The organism is Trinickia sp. NRRL B-1857 (genome assembly GCF_050470685.1).
Lineage (GTDB): Bacteria > Pseudomonadota > Gammaproteobacteria > Burkholderiales > Burkholderiaceae > Trinickia.
The window spans coordinates 1,338,600-1,354,572 of sequence record NZ_JBFLUK010000001.1 but is presented as its reverse complement, the minus strand read 5'-3'; the positions used below and the strand labels follow the sequence as shown (position 1 = coordinate 1,354,572).

The window sequence follows — 15,973 nt, the reverse complement described above, 5'->3', positions numbered from 1 at the left end:
AGCGCTACTGCGTGTATCAATGCGCTCCGTTTTGTAGCCGCGCGTTCCGGCCTGTAACGAAAAATGACTTCGACGTTTTTCGGTCAGGCGGACAGCAAGGCGTCGAACTGTTGCCGGCCGGCGGGCGTGATCCGGAGCACGCGCGGTTCCTGGGCGTGCTCGACCCAGCATTGCCGCGTCCAATGATCGAGCAGCGCCGCGCCGAGCGCGCCGCCTAGATGCGCGCGACGCTCGCTCCAGTCCAAGCAGGTGCAGGCGAAACGGCGTTTGCGCTTGCGCTGCGCGCCGACATCGACGCCCCAGCCGGCCAGCACGGCCGCGCCTTCGTCGGTGGCTTCGACGTCGCCGCCTTCGTCGACGAGCCATCCTCGCGCGAGCAAGTGATCGAATACGCGTACGGCCAACTCGCCGGCCATGTGGTCGTAGCAAGTGCGGGCGTAGCGCATGGCGACGGGTACGGTACGCGCGGCGACGGGCGCCGGACGCGCGGGTGCGCTCGCCTGCGCCAAATGCGCGAGCGCCTCGATGGCGGCCGCGACCTCCGGGGTCGCGATGCGATAGTAGCGATGGCGGCCGCGGACCTCGAGCGCGACGAGGCCGCTTTCGGCCAGCTTGGCCAAATGACCGCTTGCTGCGGAGGGCGAGAGCCCCGCGATAATCGTCAATTCGCCGGCCGGCCTTGCGCTGCCGTCCATGAGGGACCAGAGCATAGCCGCGCGGCCGGCATCGGCGAGCAGTGCGCCGATGCGAGAAAGGCCCGGGAAATGGGCGGTATCGCGCTCGGCATGGGGCGAAGTAGTGACCATCGGATTGCCTCGTCGAAGGAGAAAATCGGGAATGGCTCTACTGTAATCGCCTGATGCATTCGATGCTTCGGCGTTACATGAAATGTCGATTCTCGGCGTCGGCTGGGGCCGTGGACGCAAGGGCGTCGCGCTAGAATGCCGCTTTACGCTGCTTCCCGGCGAGGACGCGATGAAAGGTTGGTGGGCGGCCGTGTTGGCCGCATGGATATGCATCGGATGTGCGCAAAACGGAGCCCCGAGTGCGAACCCGGGCGGCAGCATTACGATGTACGGCACGATCGATCAGGGCATCACGTTTCGTAAGTAAGGGCGGATTGAGTACGATTGGCAGAAAGTGATGCATCATTGTCATTTCTGCCATTTCGGTCCGGGTGAGGATGGGCACTGTCCTCATCACGCCAAGGCTTACCGATGCACGCTGTCTCGTCCCTCGAACTCGGCCGCGAACGCGCCGGCCGCCGCAACGCCCGCGTACTGGCACTTTGTCAGGCGTTGTATACCTCGTCCGTTTCGATCGACCTGACTTTGACGGGGCTCGTCGGCTATATGCTTGCCGACGACAAGGCGCTTGCAACGCTGCCGTTCTCGTTGATCACGGTAGCCGCTGCGCTTACGACGATCTTCGCGTCGTTTTTGATGGCTCGCATCGGTCGCCGTGCCGGTTTCGCATTGGGCGCGGCAGTCGGTGCGGCGGGCGGCGCGATTTCCGTCCACGCGATCTTCATTCATAGCTTTTGGCTGTTTTGCTGCGGGACTGCCACGGTCGGCATATTCCAAGCGTTCGCTCAGTACTACCGCCTTGCCGCCGCGGACGCCGTCGATGCCCATGCCAAAAGCCGCGCAATTTCGACGGTGCTCACGGGCGGCGTCGTCGCCGCCGTGCTCGGGCCGGCGCTCGCCGCATGGAGCCGCGATTGGCTCGCACCCGTGACATTCGCGGGTTCGTATGCGCTCGTGACCGGTCTGGGGCTCGCATCGATGGCGCTCGTATTCGTCGGCTATCGCAACGCGGGCCCGGTCTCGGCCACGCCTTCGGCGGCGATGCCGGGCCAAATCGGCGAGACCGGCGCGCGTCCGCTTTGGCGAATCGTCACGCAGCCGATTTTCATGGCTGCGCTCGCCAACAATGCGCTCGGCTACATGGTCATGATGTTCGTCATGACGGCCACGCCGATTGCCGCCGTCGCTTGCGGTCATACGATCGGCGACGGCGCCCGCATCATCGAATGGCATCTCGTCGGCATGTACGCGCCTTCGCTATTTGCCGCGCGCTTGATTGCCCGATTCGGCGTGCTGCGCATCATCGGCGCGGGCATCGCTTTGTCGGCGGCCTGCGGCGCGATTGCGCTGTCGTCCACGGATTTGCCGCATTTTTACGCGGCGCTTGCGTGCCTCGGCGTCGGCTGGAACTTCATGTTCGTGGGCGGCACGACATTGCTTGCGCAGTCGTACCGCCCGAGCGAGCGCGCCAAAACCCAGGCGACGAGCGAGTTCACCACGTTTGCTTGCACCGCGCTCGCCTCGTTGTCGGCCGGGCAGTTGCTGGCACGCTTCGGCTGGTCCACGATCTGCGCCTGCGTGTTTCCGGCCTTGGTGCTGGCCGCGTGCGCGACGATCGTATATGGATGGTCGCGTTCGCGCGCAAGCGCCGGCGCTTGCGCGGGCGTGTCGTGAAGCAGGCGATGCGCCGCATTCTTTTCGTCTATCAGGACTCCTAATGAAATCGACGACACCGCTTCCTGTTCGCCAAATCGTATTCGCGGTGGCGCCGCATCTGGTGCTCCTCGACGCCTGCGGCCCGATGGAGGCATTTTGGCGAGCCGAGCTCGAGATGCGCGAAGCGCGCAAATCCGTGGGCGACGAGCGCGTTGCCTACCGAATGCGTGTCGCGTCGATCGAAGGCGGGATATTGGAGACGCACGTCGGTTTGCCTATCGTCGCCGAGCGGCTCGAGGACTTGGAGGACGAATCGATCGATACGGTTATCGTCGCGGGGACGTTCGTGGCCGATCGAATGGTGCTCGATGTGCAACTCGTGAAGTGGCTCGAGCGGATGGCGCCGCGTATCCGGCGCATTTGTTCGGTGTGCGTCGGTGCGTTTTATCTGGCCGCGGCCGGTTTGTTGGAGGGGCGACGGGCGACCACCCACTGGCGCAGCGCCGACGAACTCGCGCGCCGCTTTCCGGCCGTGCGTGTCGACGCCGACCCGATTTTCATCCGCGACGTGCGCGACGGCCGAGCCGTATGGACCTCCGCCGGCGTCACGGCCGGTATCGATCTCGCGCTCGCCTTGATCGAAGAAGACTTCGGTCATGCGCTCGCGATACAAGCGGCGCGTCGCCTCGTGGTGTTTATGAAGCGCCCTGGCGGACAGTCTCAATTCAGCGCCACGCTCGACGCGCAACAGTGTCCGACGGGCGAGTTCGACGCGTTGCATGCCTGGATGGTGACCAATTTGCGCGACGACTTGTCGGTCGAGCGGCTGGCCGAGCACGTGCGCATGTCGCCGCGGACGTTCGCACGCCGGTATGTCGAGGCGGTCGGGCGGACGCCGGCCAGGACCGTGGAGGCGCTGCGGCTGGAGGCGGCGGCGAGTTCGCTTGCGCAATCGCGCCGGCCGATGAAGCGGATTGCGCTCGATTGCGGCTTCGGCACCGAGCAAAATCTGCGGCGGGCATTCGTTAGACGCTTCGGCGTGCCGCCGCTTAGCTACCGCGAGCGTTTCGCGCCGCTCGGCACGGCGGCCTAGGGCCGTGCACGCGTGAGAAAGGGTGCGCGGGGCGAATAATGCACCCTTATAATCGGCTCCTTTCTAGCTGCGCGAACGCGCACCACCGGAGCCACGATGAGCACGCCCTCGACCCCCTTGGACCGTTCGGAAACCACGTTTCGTTTCCTCGCCGAGCCGACTTCCGTCAATTTCGGCGGCAAGGTTCACGGCGGCGCACTGATGAAATGGATCGACGAGACGGCGTACGCTTGCGCGGCCGTCTGGTCGGGCCGCTATTGCGTGACGGTCAGCGTGGGCAATATTCGCTTTCGCCGGCCGATTCTGGTCGGCAATCTCGTGGAATTGCGGGCGCGCGTCGTTGCGACGGGGCGTACGAGCATGCATATCCACGTGACCGTGCATGCCGGCGATCCGAAGAGCGGGCAATTGCGCTTGACGACCGATTGTCTCGTCGTATTCGTTGCCGTCGACGAGAACGGCACGCCGATTCCCGTGCCCCCGTTCGAGCCGAGAACGGACGAGCAAAAACGCGTTGCCAAGTATGCGATGGACGTTAAGGCGGCACTCGATGCGATCGTCGATCTCAAGCCCGAGGAAATGGCGAAGGGCATTATTTAACGAGGTGGGCGCTCGTTGATGGGATCCTTGATGGGATCGTACTCACGAGCGCCGTCGTCTGCTTCCCAGGGAAGGGCGAGCGGCCGCTCGTGCCGTCAGCCGCCCCGCCCCGTCATATCCTCCGGCCGCACCCACTCATCGAACTGCGCTTCCGTCACATACCCGAGCGCCAGTGCGGCTGCCTTCAGCGTTGTACCTTCCTTGTGCGCTTTCTTCGCGATCTGCGCGGCCTTGTCATAACCGATGTGCGGATTGAGCGCCGTCACGAGCATCAGCGATTCGTTTAGCAGCGTATCGATGCGTGTGCGATTCGGCTCTATGCCGACGGCGCAATGATCGCAAAAGCTTTGCGCGCCGTCGGCGAGTAGGCGGATCGATTGAAGAACGTTGTGCGCGATCATCGGACGGAAAACGTTCAGCTCGAAGTTACCGCTCGCCCCGCCGATATTGATCGCGACGTCGTTGCCGAACACCTGGCAGCAGAGCATCGTCACGGCCTCGGATTGGGTCGGATTGACCTTCCCCGGCATGATCGAGCTGCCCGGTTCGTTTTCGGGGATCGAGATCTCGCCCAAGCCGCAACGCGGTCCGCTCGCAAGCCAGCGCACGTCGTTCGCAATCTTCATGAGACTTGCGGCCACCGTCTTGAGCCCACCGTGCGCGAAGACGAGCGCATCGGCCGCCGCCATCACTTCGAATTTGTTGGGCGCGCTGACGAACGGCAGGCCCGTCAACCGGCCGATCGCCGCCGCGACGCGCTCGGCGAATTGCGGATGCGCGTTCAGCCCCGTGCCCACAGCGGTGCCGCCCTGAGCCAACTCGTACAAATGCGGCAGCGTCGATTGCAGATGCGCGATACCGTGCGCGAGTTGCGCCGCGTACCCGGAGAACTCTTGGCCCAGCGTGAGCGGCGTTGCATCTTGCAAGTGCGTGCGGCCGATCTTGACGATGTCGGCGAAGGCATGCGATTTGTCGTCCAACGTTTTGCGCAACGCGGCGAGCGCCGGCAGCAGATGGGTGACGATGGCGTTTGCCGCCGCTACGTGCATCGCCGTCGGGAACACATCGTTCGACGATTGGCCGCGGTTGACGTCGTCGTTGGGATGAACCTTTCGTGCTTCTCCGCGTTCACCGCCCAGCAACTCGCTCGCGCGATTCGCGATGACCTCGTTCAAGTTCATGTTGGTCTGCGTGCCCGAGCCGGTCTGCCAAACGGCCAGCGGAAATTCGCCGGCATGACGGCCTTCGATGACCTCGTCGGCCGCTTGCATGATGGCGCGCGCTTTGTCTTCGGCGAGTACGCCCAACTCGAGATTCACCTCGGCGGCCGCGCGCTTGATGATCGCGAGCGCGGTAATGAGTTCGGGCGATTGTTTTTCGGTCGAGATTTTGAAGTTCAGCAGCGAGCGTTGTGTCTGCGCGCCCCACAAGCGCGCGGCCGGCACGGCGATCTCGCCAAACGTGTCGCGCTCCATGCGATGGTCTTCGGTCATGATGCTTCGGCTCCGATACAAGAAGGTGCGGTTGGATGGGTTCGGCCCGCGACGGCAAGGCGCGAATGCGTAGCGCTTACCGCTACAGTTGCGAGTCGACCGGCAACAACAAGAATAGTCCCGTGAGGAGATTGCGTACGAACCCGGCCTCGGGGTCGAGTGCCCAGGTATGCATGTGCGGACCGTTCGCGTCCTCTTGTTCGCCGCTCCATACGAGGCCCGAATCGGGTTCGTTCGAGGCGTGGAGCGTCGTCTCTTCACTGGGCGTGGCGAGCCTGACGCGATAGCTGACGGTGGGCGACATCGCTTGCTCGATCAGTTTGGCCGCTTGATCTGCGATGACAGGGCTGTCGATGACGAGCGCGAGTTCGCTGTTTAGATGCGCGGATCGCGGATCGAAATTCAACGATCCGATCACAAGCGTGCGCCGGTCGATGACATAAGCCTTCGCATGAAGGCTCGCGCGCGATTGCGAACCGGCGAACAGGCGCGAATGCGTCCGTTGCAGCGGTTGGAACTCGTAGAGCTCGACGCCGTTTTTCAGCAACGGAATGCGGTATGGGCTATAGCCGGCTTGAACGGCAACGGCATCGGTCGACGCCATCGAGTTCGTCACGACGGCGACTCGCACGCCGCGCTCGGTGAGCCCGGCGAGCAGCTTGACGCCCGCGTCGTGCGGGACGAAATAGGGCGATAGCAACAGCACTTCGTGCTGCGCCCCCCGCAGTCGTTCGGCGAGCGTGTGCATCGGCGGGCTGCGGTAGTCGTCGTCGGGTTCGGTGATCTTGCGCGGGGAGTCCACGCGAAATGTCGCCGGTGCCCATACGAGGCCCATCTGCTCCTGCGCGATTTGCTTGCGTAGCGGCGCGGCGCGCAGGGGTTTGGCGCCGACGGCCTGCGCCTCGGTACGCCAATGCTGGCGCAATTGGGTGCGCGCCGCGCTCAAATCGCTGTCGGCATAGCTGTGCTTGTCGACGTCCTTGAGCGGATAGGCGCCCGCGCTGTTCCAATACGCGTCGAAGCTTTGCGAAACATCTTTGACGATGGGGCCTGCGGCCAGGACATCCAAATCGCGGAACTGAAGTTTGGGGCTCGCGCTGAAATATTCGTCGCCGAGATTGCGTCCGCCGACGATCGCCACCTCGCCGTCGGCGATCATCGCTTTGTTATGCATGCGGCGCGTGAAGCGATCGATACGCGTCAGGAACGTTTCGGTGCGGCTGAAGACGCTCGCCCGCTCGCTGCCGAACGGATTGAAGACGCGCACTTCGATCCGCGGGTGCGTAGACAGTGCGGCCATTAAGCGCCGCGTATCCTTGAAATTCAGGTCGTCGACGAGCAGGCGGACACGCACGCCGCGATCGGCCGCATAGAGCGCGGCGGCCAAAAGAAGCCGGCCCGTCGTGTCTTCCGTGGCGATGTAGTACTGGAGATCGAGGGTTTTCGTGGCGGCGCGGGCGAGCGCGATGCGCATTTGCAGCGCATCGGTGCCGTCGGTCAACAGACGAAAGCCGGATTGGCCGGCGTGCGCGGCGACGAGCGGCGCGAGTGCTTGGCCCAGCGGTGTCGCCTCCGGGTTGGACAAAGCGTGTGTCGCGGGACGCTCCAGCGAAGTTGCGGGCGGCAAGGTGGAGCAGGCTGCGGCGAGGCAAGCCGTGAGCAGCAGCATGAACCGGCGCACGATCGCGACCGCATCGAGACGAGCCGCATCCCGCGTACCCTCACGATGTCGGGCGCGGGCGGCGCGGCGACGCGCGGACCCATCCCTTGCGGCGCGAAGCCGCGGCCAATACTCATCGAACACGTCGGAGTCTTCCTTCGCTGACGGACCGGCCGGACGAAGCGGGATCGTCCCGGCACGAATAACCGCATTGTAGTGTGAACGCGGCGCTCGTTACCCGTTAGGCATCTGCATGCCCGGACGCCGGCTGAGCACGTCGCGTGCCCGATCCGGCGCGCGTCGGCAAAAGAACACGGCCCGCTTGCGCAGCAGGCCGAGTGTCAACGGCTCTAAGCCGATCGCCCTTGGAGGGTCGAGCGCGCTAGCCGGCGGCCGTAAGCGTCTAACAGGACCTATGCGCCCGGCGCGTGGCGTGTACGTCGATCGAAGCGCAGCGTCATCAGCACCGCGACGCTGGCGAGACCGGCGGCCAGCCCCCACCAAAGGCCGCGCGGCCCCAGCCCGGCATGAAATGCGAGCCAGTACCCTGTGGGAAAGCCGACGCCCCAATAGCCGAATGCGGCCGCGAGCATCGGTATGCGCGTGTCCTTGAGCCCGCGCAGACAGCCCGAGCCGATCGTTTGCATGCCGTCGACGATTTGAAACACGGCGGCAACGCCGAGTAGCGAGGCGGCGGTCGCGACGGTCTGTGTATTGGCCGGGTCGTTGAGATTCAGATACAAGCCGATGATGGCCTTCGGCGCGACGATGAATAGGAGCCCCGTCATCGACATATAGGCGACGCCGAGCCCGAGCGCGACGAACCCGGCGTGGCGCGCCGCCACGGGGTTGCCCGCGCCCATCCAGTAACCCACGCGTACGTTCGCTGCTTGGCCGATCGCGAGCGGCACCATGAACGTCACGGAGCTTACGCTCATCGCGACTTGGTGCGCGGCGAGCGGCTTTTCCCCCATGAGACCGATGAACAGGCCAGTGCAGAGAAACAGCATCGACTCGACGCCATAGGTGATCGCCACCGGCCAACCGATCGCGAACAATTCGCTCATGAGCGGCATCGTCGGCCGTTTGGCGACTACGAAATGCTTGAACCGGGGGCGCCCGTGCAGCAAGGCGACGAGTGTGATCGCACTGAGCCAGACGGTAATCGTCGTGGCCGTGGCCGAACCGAGCATGCCTAGGCGCGGCAGGCCCCAGGCTCCGTGAATGAGCCCGTAGTTCAGCACGCCGTTGAATCCGACGCCGATCAGAGCGACCCAGAGCAGGCGCTTGGCCGCGCCGATGGCCGGTAAGAACGAGCGCATCATGCCCACGCCGATCAAGCTGCCGAGCGAGGCGAAACGCAGCACGCCGGTGTACGCGCCGACATCGCGCGCCAACGTGGCCGGTTCGCCGAATGCGAGCAGGATCGGATGGGCGAACGAGAGCAGCACGAAGGCGGGCACCGACAACAGCACCGACAGCGCGAGCCCCGTCCAATAGATGTGCGGCACGCGGTGGTCGGCCTGCGCGCCGCGCGCATTGGCGACGGTGACGCTCACCGAACTGAGTACGCCTTGCAGCAGCGTGACGATCACGAAGAAGATCCCGGCGCCGAGACCGCCGGCGGCCAGGGCGTCGGCGCTCAACGAACCGAGCAAGATCGTATCCGTGACGCCCATCGCCATCTGCGACAACTGAGCGATGGCGAGCGGAGCGGCCAGGCGGGCGGTATCGGCGGCGTGGCGAGAAAACGGCGGCGGGGCCGGCTCGGCGGCGGCCCGGGCAAACGTGGACTCTGACATGGCGAATCGAGGAGGCGCGACGGGGCCGTCAGCGCATCGCGCGCACGGCCCATGTTGTTATCTTCGGAAAGGAAGAGCTTATTGCTTCCTGGCTCGCCTGTCGATGGCGCTAAGCCGTAGTGAATGAAATGACGGTCCCGAGTGCTCCGCCGTCAGCGCGGCTCGTGCACGGCAATGCGCGTATCGCCCAGCATCACGACTTGTCCTGCGCGGATCTTGCACGTTTTGCGCAACTCGACCCGCCCGTCGACCTTGACTTCGCCCGATGCCACGAGCACTTTTGCGGAGCCGCCGCTATCTGCCAAGCCCATCAGCTTCAGCAAGTTGTGCAGTTCGACGTGATCACCCGTAAGCGTGAAATTGAGATTGGCCATGGCGATAACCGGCATGCGGCGCGAGAGCGATTAGGGCTGGCATCATAAGCCACGCGAGCAGGCGCGGGAAGCGTCTCGACGCTATAGGCTCCGGAAAACCTGATAGGCTAGCGACTTGGTTTTCCCGTCAAAACGCATTGCCGGGGACAAGCCCATACAGTGCGCGTCGTCGCCGACCGTAGAGCTTTACAGCGCCGGCGCCCGCCGATTCGAACGATCGATAGTCTCGCCGTGTCCCCAATTTCCGCCGCCGCCGAGCCGGGTATTCGCTCGCCGGCCGCCCCTTATCTTGAAAAGTTGAACGACGCGCAACGTGCCGCGGTCGAGCATGGCGTCGGCGACGGCGCAAGTCCCGGTGCGCCGCTGCTCGTCATAGCGGGCGCCGGCTCGGGCAAGACCAACACGCTCGCGCATCGCGTCGCGCACCTGTTGGTTAAAGGGGCGGATCCGAGGCGAGTGCTGCTGCTGACGTTTTCGCGGCGTGCAGCCGAGGATATGACGCGGCGCGCAACCCGCATCGCCGCGCAAGCGCTCGGTACGCGCGCCGATTTGGCGCAGGCGCTGACGTGGACGGGTACGTTCCACGGCGTCGGTGCGCGGTTGCTGCGCGAGTACGCGGAGTCGATCGGCTTGTCTCCCGCGTTCACGATCAACGATCGCGAGGATTGCGCCGATTTAATGAATGTCGTGCGGCACGAATTGGGTCTTTCGGCCAAGGAACGCCGCTTCCCCGTCAAAGGGACGTGCTTGGCGATCTACTCGCGCGTCGTCAATACGGGCGCGACGCTGTCCCAGGTGCTCGAGCAGGCGTTCCCGTGGTGCAGCGAATGGGAGCCGCAGCTGCGCGCGCTCTTTGCGGCCTACGTTGCGGCCAAGCAAGAGCAGAACGTGCTCGACTATGACGACTTGCTGCTCTATTGGTCGCGTATGGCGGCGGAGCCGGCTATCGCCGCCGATCTATCGCAGCGATTCGACCACGTGCTCGTCGACGAATATCAGGACACGAATCGCCTGCAAGCGGCGATCTTGCTTTCGATGAAGCCCGACGGGCGAGGGCTGACCGTGGTGGGCGACGATGCGCAGTCGATTTATTCGTTCCGCGGCGCGACGGTGCGCAACATCCTCGATTTTCCCGATCATTTCGCGCCCGCCGCCGCGCGCGTAACGCTCGAGCGCAACTACCGTTCGACCGTCCCCATTCTTGCTGCGTCGAATGCCGTCATCGGATTGGCGACGGAGCGCTTCACGAAAGATCTATGGACCGATAAGAATTCGGCGCAGCGGCCGCGGCTCGTATCGGTGGCGGGGGAGGTGGAGCAGGCGCGCTATGTCGCCGAGGTGGTGCTGCAAGCGCGCGAAACGGGGATGAAGCTCAAGTCGCAGGCCGTACTGTTTCGTGCCGCGCATCACAGCGCCGCGCTCGAACTCGAACTGGCGCGGCGCAATATTCCGTTCGTGAAGTTCGGCGGGCTGCGGTTTCTCGACTCCATCCATGTCAAAGACGTACTCGCGGTGCTGCGTTGGGCGCAGAACCCGCGCGACCGCGTCGCGGGCTTTCGCGTACTGCAATTGATGCCCGGCGTCGGACCCGCGACGGCGGCGCGCGTGCTCGATGCCGTTGCCGTGGCCGGCAAGCTCGCGGCGGCCGTCGGTGCCTACGAGCCGCCGGCGCGTGCGGCCGGCGATTGGCCTGCGTTCGCCGCGCTCATGGAGACCGTCAGTGCCGCGCTCACTTCATGGCCGGCCGAATTCGAACTCGTACGGCGTTGGTATGAGCCGCATCTGGAGCGCAATCACGACGATGCCATGACGCGCCATGCCGATATCTTGCAGATGGAGAGCTTGGCGGCGACGTTTCCGACGCGCGAGCGTTTCCTGACCGAGCTGACGCTCGATCCGCCCGATGCGACGAGCAAAGAATCGGGCGTGCCGCTCGTCGACGAGGACTATCTGATCCTCTCGACGATCCACTCGGCCAAAGGCCAGGAGTGGCGCAACGTGTTCGTGCTGAACGGCGTGGACGGCTGTATTCCGTCGGATCTCGGCACGGGCAGCCAAGAGGAGATCGAGGAGGAGCGGCGCCTACTGTATGTGGCGATGACGCGGGCGAAAGAGGATCTGCATATCGTCATGCCGCAGCGCTTTTACGTGCACAACCAGAACGCGCTCGGCGACCGCCATGTCTGGGCGTCGCGCACGCGCTTCATTCCCGAGTCGTTATTGGCGCTGTTCGATATGCAGGCGTGGCCGCCGGTGGCAAACGTGTCGCCGCCTACGCAAGCCGGCCTTGCCGCGGCCGCGAAGGCGCGCATCGACATCGCGGCGCAGCTGAAGTCGATGTGGGACTGATATCGCGGGTCGTTAGCGGGGCCGGCGCTGCTCGATGCGGGGTTGACCGGGGCGGTTCGGCTGCATGAAGAAGTTGCGCATCCAGGCGGCCATCCGCGAAAAGATGTCGTACGGCTCTTCGACGAAGATCTCGGGCTTGAGCAGCCGCAGATACTCCATGATTTGCTGCGCTTCTTGCTTTTGGAACGAGCCGTGCGCGAGCCCGAGTTTCAGCAAGCCGCGCAACTCGCCGAGCTTTTCGCGCGCGGTGCTGCCGACGCTCGTTTCGCAAGCGATCTTCGCCTCGTACACGCGTTGACGTAGCGATTCCGCGAGCCGCCAGGCCGGCGTCTGCATTTTTTCTTCGAGCGATTGAATGTCGCGCGCCGTCGATTTGATCTGCGCCGAGAGCGGATCGACGAGCGCTGCGTCGCCGCCCGCTTCCTTCACGATGGCTGCCGCCCAGTCGCGCGAGGCCTTCGCCACTTCCTCGGACGTCCATTCGGAACGCACGGCGAAGCTAAAGCCGAACTCCTCGGCTTGACGCATGAGGATGGCGACGACGTCCGGGAATTCTTTCTCGAGCGTGCGCTTGGCCCAGGCGTACTGACCGCCTTGCAGCATGCGTTGCACGGCGTGCTCGGTGAGCGGCACCATGTTGTCGAGCAGCTTCGCTCGTAGGAAGTCTTCGAACGACGGCGTCGCGAATTGCGGGTCGAGCTTGAGCGATACCCGCATAAAGGCTTCGAAGTCCTTTTGAAGCGAAGAGATGGTCTCTTCGCGAAGAGAAAGGGTGATTTGGCCCATGGCTTGTCCTGATCGCGCGTCCCCGACGCCATCGCGGCGTTCTCGCGCGGGCGCCCTACGGTCGAACCGGCACGTGTGCCCCCAAACTGGCGGGCCTGCTCTTCCGGCCGGCGCACTTAACGGTTTTCGCATGCGCGCGTCCAGGCACCATCGATACGGCGCGGCCCCGCGCCGCGCGGCCAAGAAACGCGCTTCGTCTGATTAACGGCGGTCCGGCGAAGAACTTGAGGGGGCGGTGTGCGAAATCTACCGAGGAATGCCTCTCGCGCCGATCCGGACGGCGCGAGAACCCGGCACTAGTGCAAGACGAAGCCTTGCCAGACGAAGAAAACCGCGAGTCCGACCGCGATGGTCACGAGCGGCCTGCGCGTCACGGCGGATACGACGCAGGCGGCAAGGGCGCCCACGAGTTGCGGATTGCGCCAGGTCAGCTCCGGTGCACCGCCGTGGGGCGTGACGGCCATCGGAACGATGATCGCCGTGAGCACCGTGACGGGGACGAAGCCGAGCGCGGTACGCACGAGCGGTGGGAAGACAATGCGCTCGCCGAGCAAAAAGACCGTGGAACGGATGGCGAACGTGATGACGGCCATGCCGAGGATCAATACGACGTAGTTCACGATGCGATCTCCACGGCCCGATCCGGACGATCGGCGGCGCTGCGCTCGACGCTGTCCACCGGCTCCCGGCTGTCGTTGGGCTGGCGTGCCCGGCCATGGCCCGTTCCGCCGCTTGCGGGCGACCATGGACGCGATAAAACGACGCCTACGACCACACCCGCTGCGACGGCGGCCAGCAATCCGAGCTTGTACGGCAAGCCGGCACAGGCGAGCGCCACGATGCCGGCGGTGGCGGCGGCGGCGATGTAGCGGAGAGAGACGAGTTGCGGCACGACAATCGCGATGAATGTGGCCGCCATCGCGAAATCGAGCCCGAGCGACTGCAAGCGCGGGAAGGCCGCACCGAACAGCAGCCCGGCTAGGGTCGCGATTTGCCAACTCAGGTACATGGTGACGCCCGCGCCGAGAAAATAATGCGGCCCGATTTGCCCCGGCGGTTGATTGCGATAGTGCGCGTAAGAGACGGCGAACACCTCATCGGTCAGCAAGCCGCCCAAGACGAGCCGCCAACGTACCGGAAGGCGGGCGACATAGGGTGCTAACGTCGCGCTATAGAGCACGTGACGCAGATTCACAATGAGGGTCGTCGCCCAAATGACCGCGAAACTGGCGTGTGCCGCGATCAATCCGATGGCGATGAACTGGGCCGAGCCGGCGAACACGGCGAGCGACATGATCTGACCGTGCCACGGATTGAGCGGGCCGGCGGTGACGAGCGTGCCGAAGATGACGCCGAACGGTGCACCGCCGACGACCATGGGGATCATGTCGCGGGCGCCGTCTAGGAATTCGTTGAGCGGGGCGCGTGGTTTCAAGGGAAAGTCCTCCTACTTGCGCCCACAATATCGCCCGCGTGCGGGGCAGGCTTGTACGTTCTTGCTTCGGCGGATCGGGCGCTTAGCGGGCGCCGGCGTTAGCCGCTTGCCAACGTCCCGGCGGCACGCCGAACATGCGGCGGAAATGCCGGGTGAAGTGGCTTTGATCGGTGAAGCCGCAGTCGGCGGCGACATCGGCCACGGCCACGCCTTCTCGCAACGGCCCAAGCGCGCGTTGCAGCCGCAACTGATTGCGCCAGGCGTGAGGCGGCATTCGCGTGGCTTGCGTGAAGAGCCGCGCCGCGTGAAACGCGGACAATCCGACCTGCTCTGCGAGCTCGGTCAGGCTGAGCGGGGCGGTCAAGTCGGCTGCAAGCCGTTCTTTCATCAGTGCGACGCGCGGCGGATCGGCCTGCGTTGGGCGTCGATCGCCGTGATGTTGTCCATGGCGTACGATCAGCGTCGACATCGCATCGATGAGGGCGGTTTCGGCCGCAAGCGGATCGCCGTGCGGCATGGCGGGGCCGGGCGAACCGCCTAAGCCTTCGAGCAGACGATGGGCGTAGGCAATCCGAGCCGCGAGGTCGGGGTCTCGGATAACGTCCACCGGGAACCAGGGGGCGAGCTGCGGCGCGCCGGCGATGTCGCCGGCGAGTTCCGTCATGAAATCCACCGGCAGGTAAAACACGCGATAGCGCCAACCCACTTCCATGGCGCGCGATCCGGTATGAACTTCGCCGGGATTGATCACGGGTACGGTGCCGGCTTCGGCGATATGCTGCGCGCCTTGATACGCGAACGACTCGGCCCCGGCCTCGATGACCGGGATCGCGTAGGCCTCGTGCCAATGGGGCGAGAACTCGTGTTCGCGATATTCGGCCGTGAGCATTTCGGCTCCCGGCACGAGCGGCGAGCGCCAATAGCGCGCGCAATCGCGGAAGCGGGGCTCATCCATGGATCGGCATCTCGGCAATGTGAGCGTCGCGCGAGCGGTGCGCTTCAGCGCAACGGCACCGTCGTGCCGGCCGGCAACGGCACGGCGCTGACGCTGTTTTTCGCGCTGCCCGAGACGATGCGATCGCTATAGGTCAAATAAACGAGCGCATTGCGCTTGGTATCGACGATGCGCACCACGTGTAGCGCCTTGAAGATGAACGACATGCGTTCGGTGAATACGTCGGCTTGACGTTTCACGGGGCCGTCGAACTTGATCGGGCCGACTTGGCGGCAGGCGATCGAAGCCTCGGTGGGATCTTCGGCGATGCCGAGCGTGCCCTTGATGCCGCCCGTGCGTGCGCGCGAGACGAAGCAGGTGACGCCGGCGACGTCCGGATCGTCGTAGGCTTCGACGACGACGCGATCGGAGCCCGTGATGTGGAAATTCGTATTGACGCTGCCGATTTCCTCGCTGTGCGCGAGCGGTGCCGCGCAAACGAGCGCAAGGCATGTACCGGCGAGAACGTGAAACGGCGAACGGGCGAAGCGGATCATGGCGAGTTTGCGACGTTTTGCCGCGCCGCGAGAGGCGGTGCGGCCCAAAGCGAACGGTATCACAATGGGTGAGCGACAGCGTCTAGCTCGGAGGGCCGATCGACGACCGGACGACCCATGCAAAAAGGGCCCGTCGCTTGAACGACGGGCCCTTTCGCTGAAGCTTTTGGCTCCCCGACCTGGGCTCGAACCAGGGACCTACGGATTAACAGTCCGGCGCTCTACCGACTGAGCTATCGGGGAACAACGTGCTACGAAAAACGGTACTGCGGCGATACTGCGTAAAAAAGCCCGTTATGACGAACGGGCTTTTCCATTCATTCTTTGGCTCCCCGACCTGGGCTCGAACCAGGGACCTACGGATTAACAGTCCGGCGCTCTACCGACTGAGCTATCGGGGAACAACAACAGCAGAGAAGCGAGATTTT

General features: G+C 64.6%; 15 protein-coding genes and 2 tRNA genes. 5 read left to right on the top strand and 12 right to left on the bottom strand.

Translation table 11 applies throughout. The annotated features are described in order from the left end of the window. Positions 1–83: 83 nt before the first annotated feature. A complete protein-coding gene (locus AB1286_RS05870; protein ID WP_430362380.1) occupies positions 84–806 on the bottom strand; it encodes an ArsR/SmtB family transcription factor in 723 nt (240 codons plus the stop codon). Positions 807–888: 82 nt separating this feature from the next. Here AB1286_RS05870 and AB1286_RS05865 point away from each other — a divergent pair, with 82 nt between their 5' ends. From AB1286_RS05865 to AB1286_RS05850, 4 genes are all read left to right on the top strand, one after another. Further along, complete coding sequence (locus tag AB1286_RS05865) at positions 889–1,113, top strand: hypothetical protein (RefSeq protein ID WP_430365139.1); 225 nt, start codon at positions 889–891, stop codon at positions 1,111–1,113. A 104-nt stretch (positions 1,114–1,217) separates the two neighbouring features. Continuing rightward, complete coding sequence (locus AB1286_RS05860; protein ID WP_430362379.1) at positions 1,218–2,480, top strand: MFS transporter; 1,263 nt, start codon at positions 1,218–1,220, stop codon at positions 2,478–2,480. A 43-nt stretch (positions 2,481–2,523) separates the two neighbouring features. After that, entirely contained in the window at positions 2,524–3,555 is a 1,032-nt protein-coding gene (locus AB1286_RS05855; RefSeq protein ID WP_430362378.1) for a GlxA family transcriptional regulator, read from the top strand. A gap of 96 nt (positions 3,556–3,651) precedes the next feature. Next, positions 3,652–4,155, top strand: a complete 504-nt coding sequence (locus tag AB1286_RS05850; protein WP_430362377.1) for an acyl-CoA thioesterase — start codon at positions 3,652–3,654, stop codon at positions 4,153–4,155. Positions 4,156–4,250: 95 nt separating this feature from the next. Here AB1286_RS05850 and fumC read toward each other — a convergent pair whose 3' ends face one another. The 4 genes from fumC to AB1286_RS05830 form a co-directional block, all read right to left on the bottom strand. After that, positions 4,251–5,648, bottom strand: a complete 1,398-nt coding sequence (gene fumC, locus AB1286_RS05845) for a class II fumarate hydratase (RefSeq protein ID WP_430362376.1) — start codon at positions 5,646–5,648, stop codon at positions 4,251–4,253. 82 nt (positions 5,649–5,730) lie between these two features. Next, the gene (locus AB1286_RS05840) at positions 5,731–7,317 is read right to left on the bottom strand and encodes a phospholipase D family protein (protein ID WP_430362375.1); all 1,587 of its coding nucleotides are present in this window, start codon (positions 7,315–7,317) and stop codon (positions 5,731–5,733) included. Positions 7,318–7,721: 404 nt separating this feature from the next. Continuing rightward, positions 7,722–9,110 carry an MATE family efflux transporter gene (locus AB1286_RS05835; protein WP_430362374.1) on the bottom strand — a complete coding sequence of 463 codons (1,389 nt, stop codon included), beginning with the start codon at positions 9,108–9,110 and terminating at the stop codon, positions 7,722–7,724. A 152-nt stretch (positions 9,111–9,262) separates the two neighbouring features. Then, complete coding sequence (locus tag AB1286_RS05830; protein WP_430362373.1) at positions 9,263–9,484, bottom strand: RNA-binding S4 domain-containing protein; 222 nt, start codon at positions 9,482–9,484, stop codon at positions 9,263–9,265. A 231-nt stretch (positions 9,485–9,715) separates the two neighbouring features. Between AB1286_RS05830 and AB1286_RS05825 the strand changes: the two genes are divergently transcribed. Continuing rightward, complete coding sequence (locus AB1286_RS05825; protein WP_430362372.1) at positions 9,716–11,833, top strand: ATP-dependent helicase; 2,118 nt, start codon at positions 9,716–9,718, stop codon at positions 11,831–11,833. 12 nt (positions 11,834–11,845) lie between these two features. Here AB1286_RS05825 and AB1286_RS05820 read toward each other — a convergent pair whose 3' ends face one another. The 7 genes from AB1286_RS05820 to AB1286_RS05790 all read right to left on the bottom strand — a co-directional run bounded on the left by AB1286_RS05820 (position 11,846) and on the right by AB1286_RS05790 (position 15,946). After that, entirely contained in the window at positions 11,846–12,619 is a 774-nt protein-coding gene (locus AB1286_RS05820; RefSeq protein ID WP_430362371.1) for a DUF4088 domain-containing protein, read from the bottom strand. Between the two features lie 296 nt (positions 12,620–12,915). Then, on the bottom strand, positions 12,916–13,239 hold the full coding sequence (locus AB1286_RS05815; protein WP_430362370.1) for an AzlD domain-containing protein: 324 nt from the start codon (positions 13,237–13,239) through the stop codon (positions 12,916–12,918). Then, the gene (locus tag AB1286_RS05810; protein WP_430364996.1) at positions 13,236–14,006 is read right to left on the bottom strand and encodes an AzlC family ABC transporter permease; all 771 of its coding nucleotides are present in this window, start codon (positions 14,004–14,006) and stop codon (positions 13,236–13,238) included. The genes AB1286_RS05815 and AB1286_RS05810 overlap by 4 nt, the downstream gene beginning before the upstream one ends. Positions 14,007–14,136: 130 nt before the next feature. Beyond that, positions 14,137–15,009, bottom strand: coding sequence for an AraC family transcriptional regulator (locus tag AB1286_RS05805; protein ID WP_430362369.1), 873 nt, complete (start codon positions 15,007–15,009; stop codon positions 14,137–14,139). Between the two features lie 44 nt (positions 15,010–15,053). Beyond that, positions 15,054–15,545: a CreA family protein gene (locus tag AB1286_RS05800; RefSeq protein ID WP_430362368.1), complete on the bottom strand. Its 492-nt coding sequence runs from the start codon at positions 15,543–15,545 to the stop codon at positions 15,054–15,056. Between the two features lie 167 nt (positions 15,546–15,712). Then, positions 15,713–15,788 (bottom strand) — tRNA-Asn (locus AB1286_RS05795). An 82-nt stretch (positions 15,789–15,870) separates the two neighbouring features. Beyond that, positions 15,871–15,946 (bottom strand) — tRNA-Asn (locus AB1286_RS05790). Positions 15,947–15,973 lie beyond the last annotated feature (27 nt).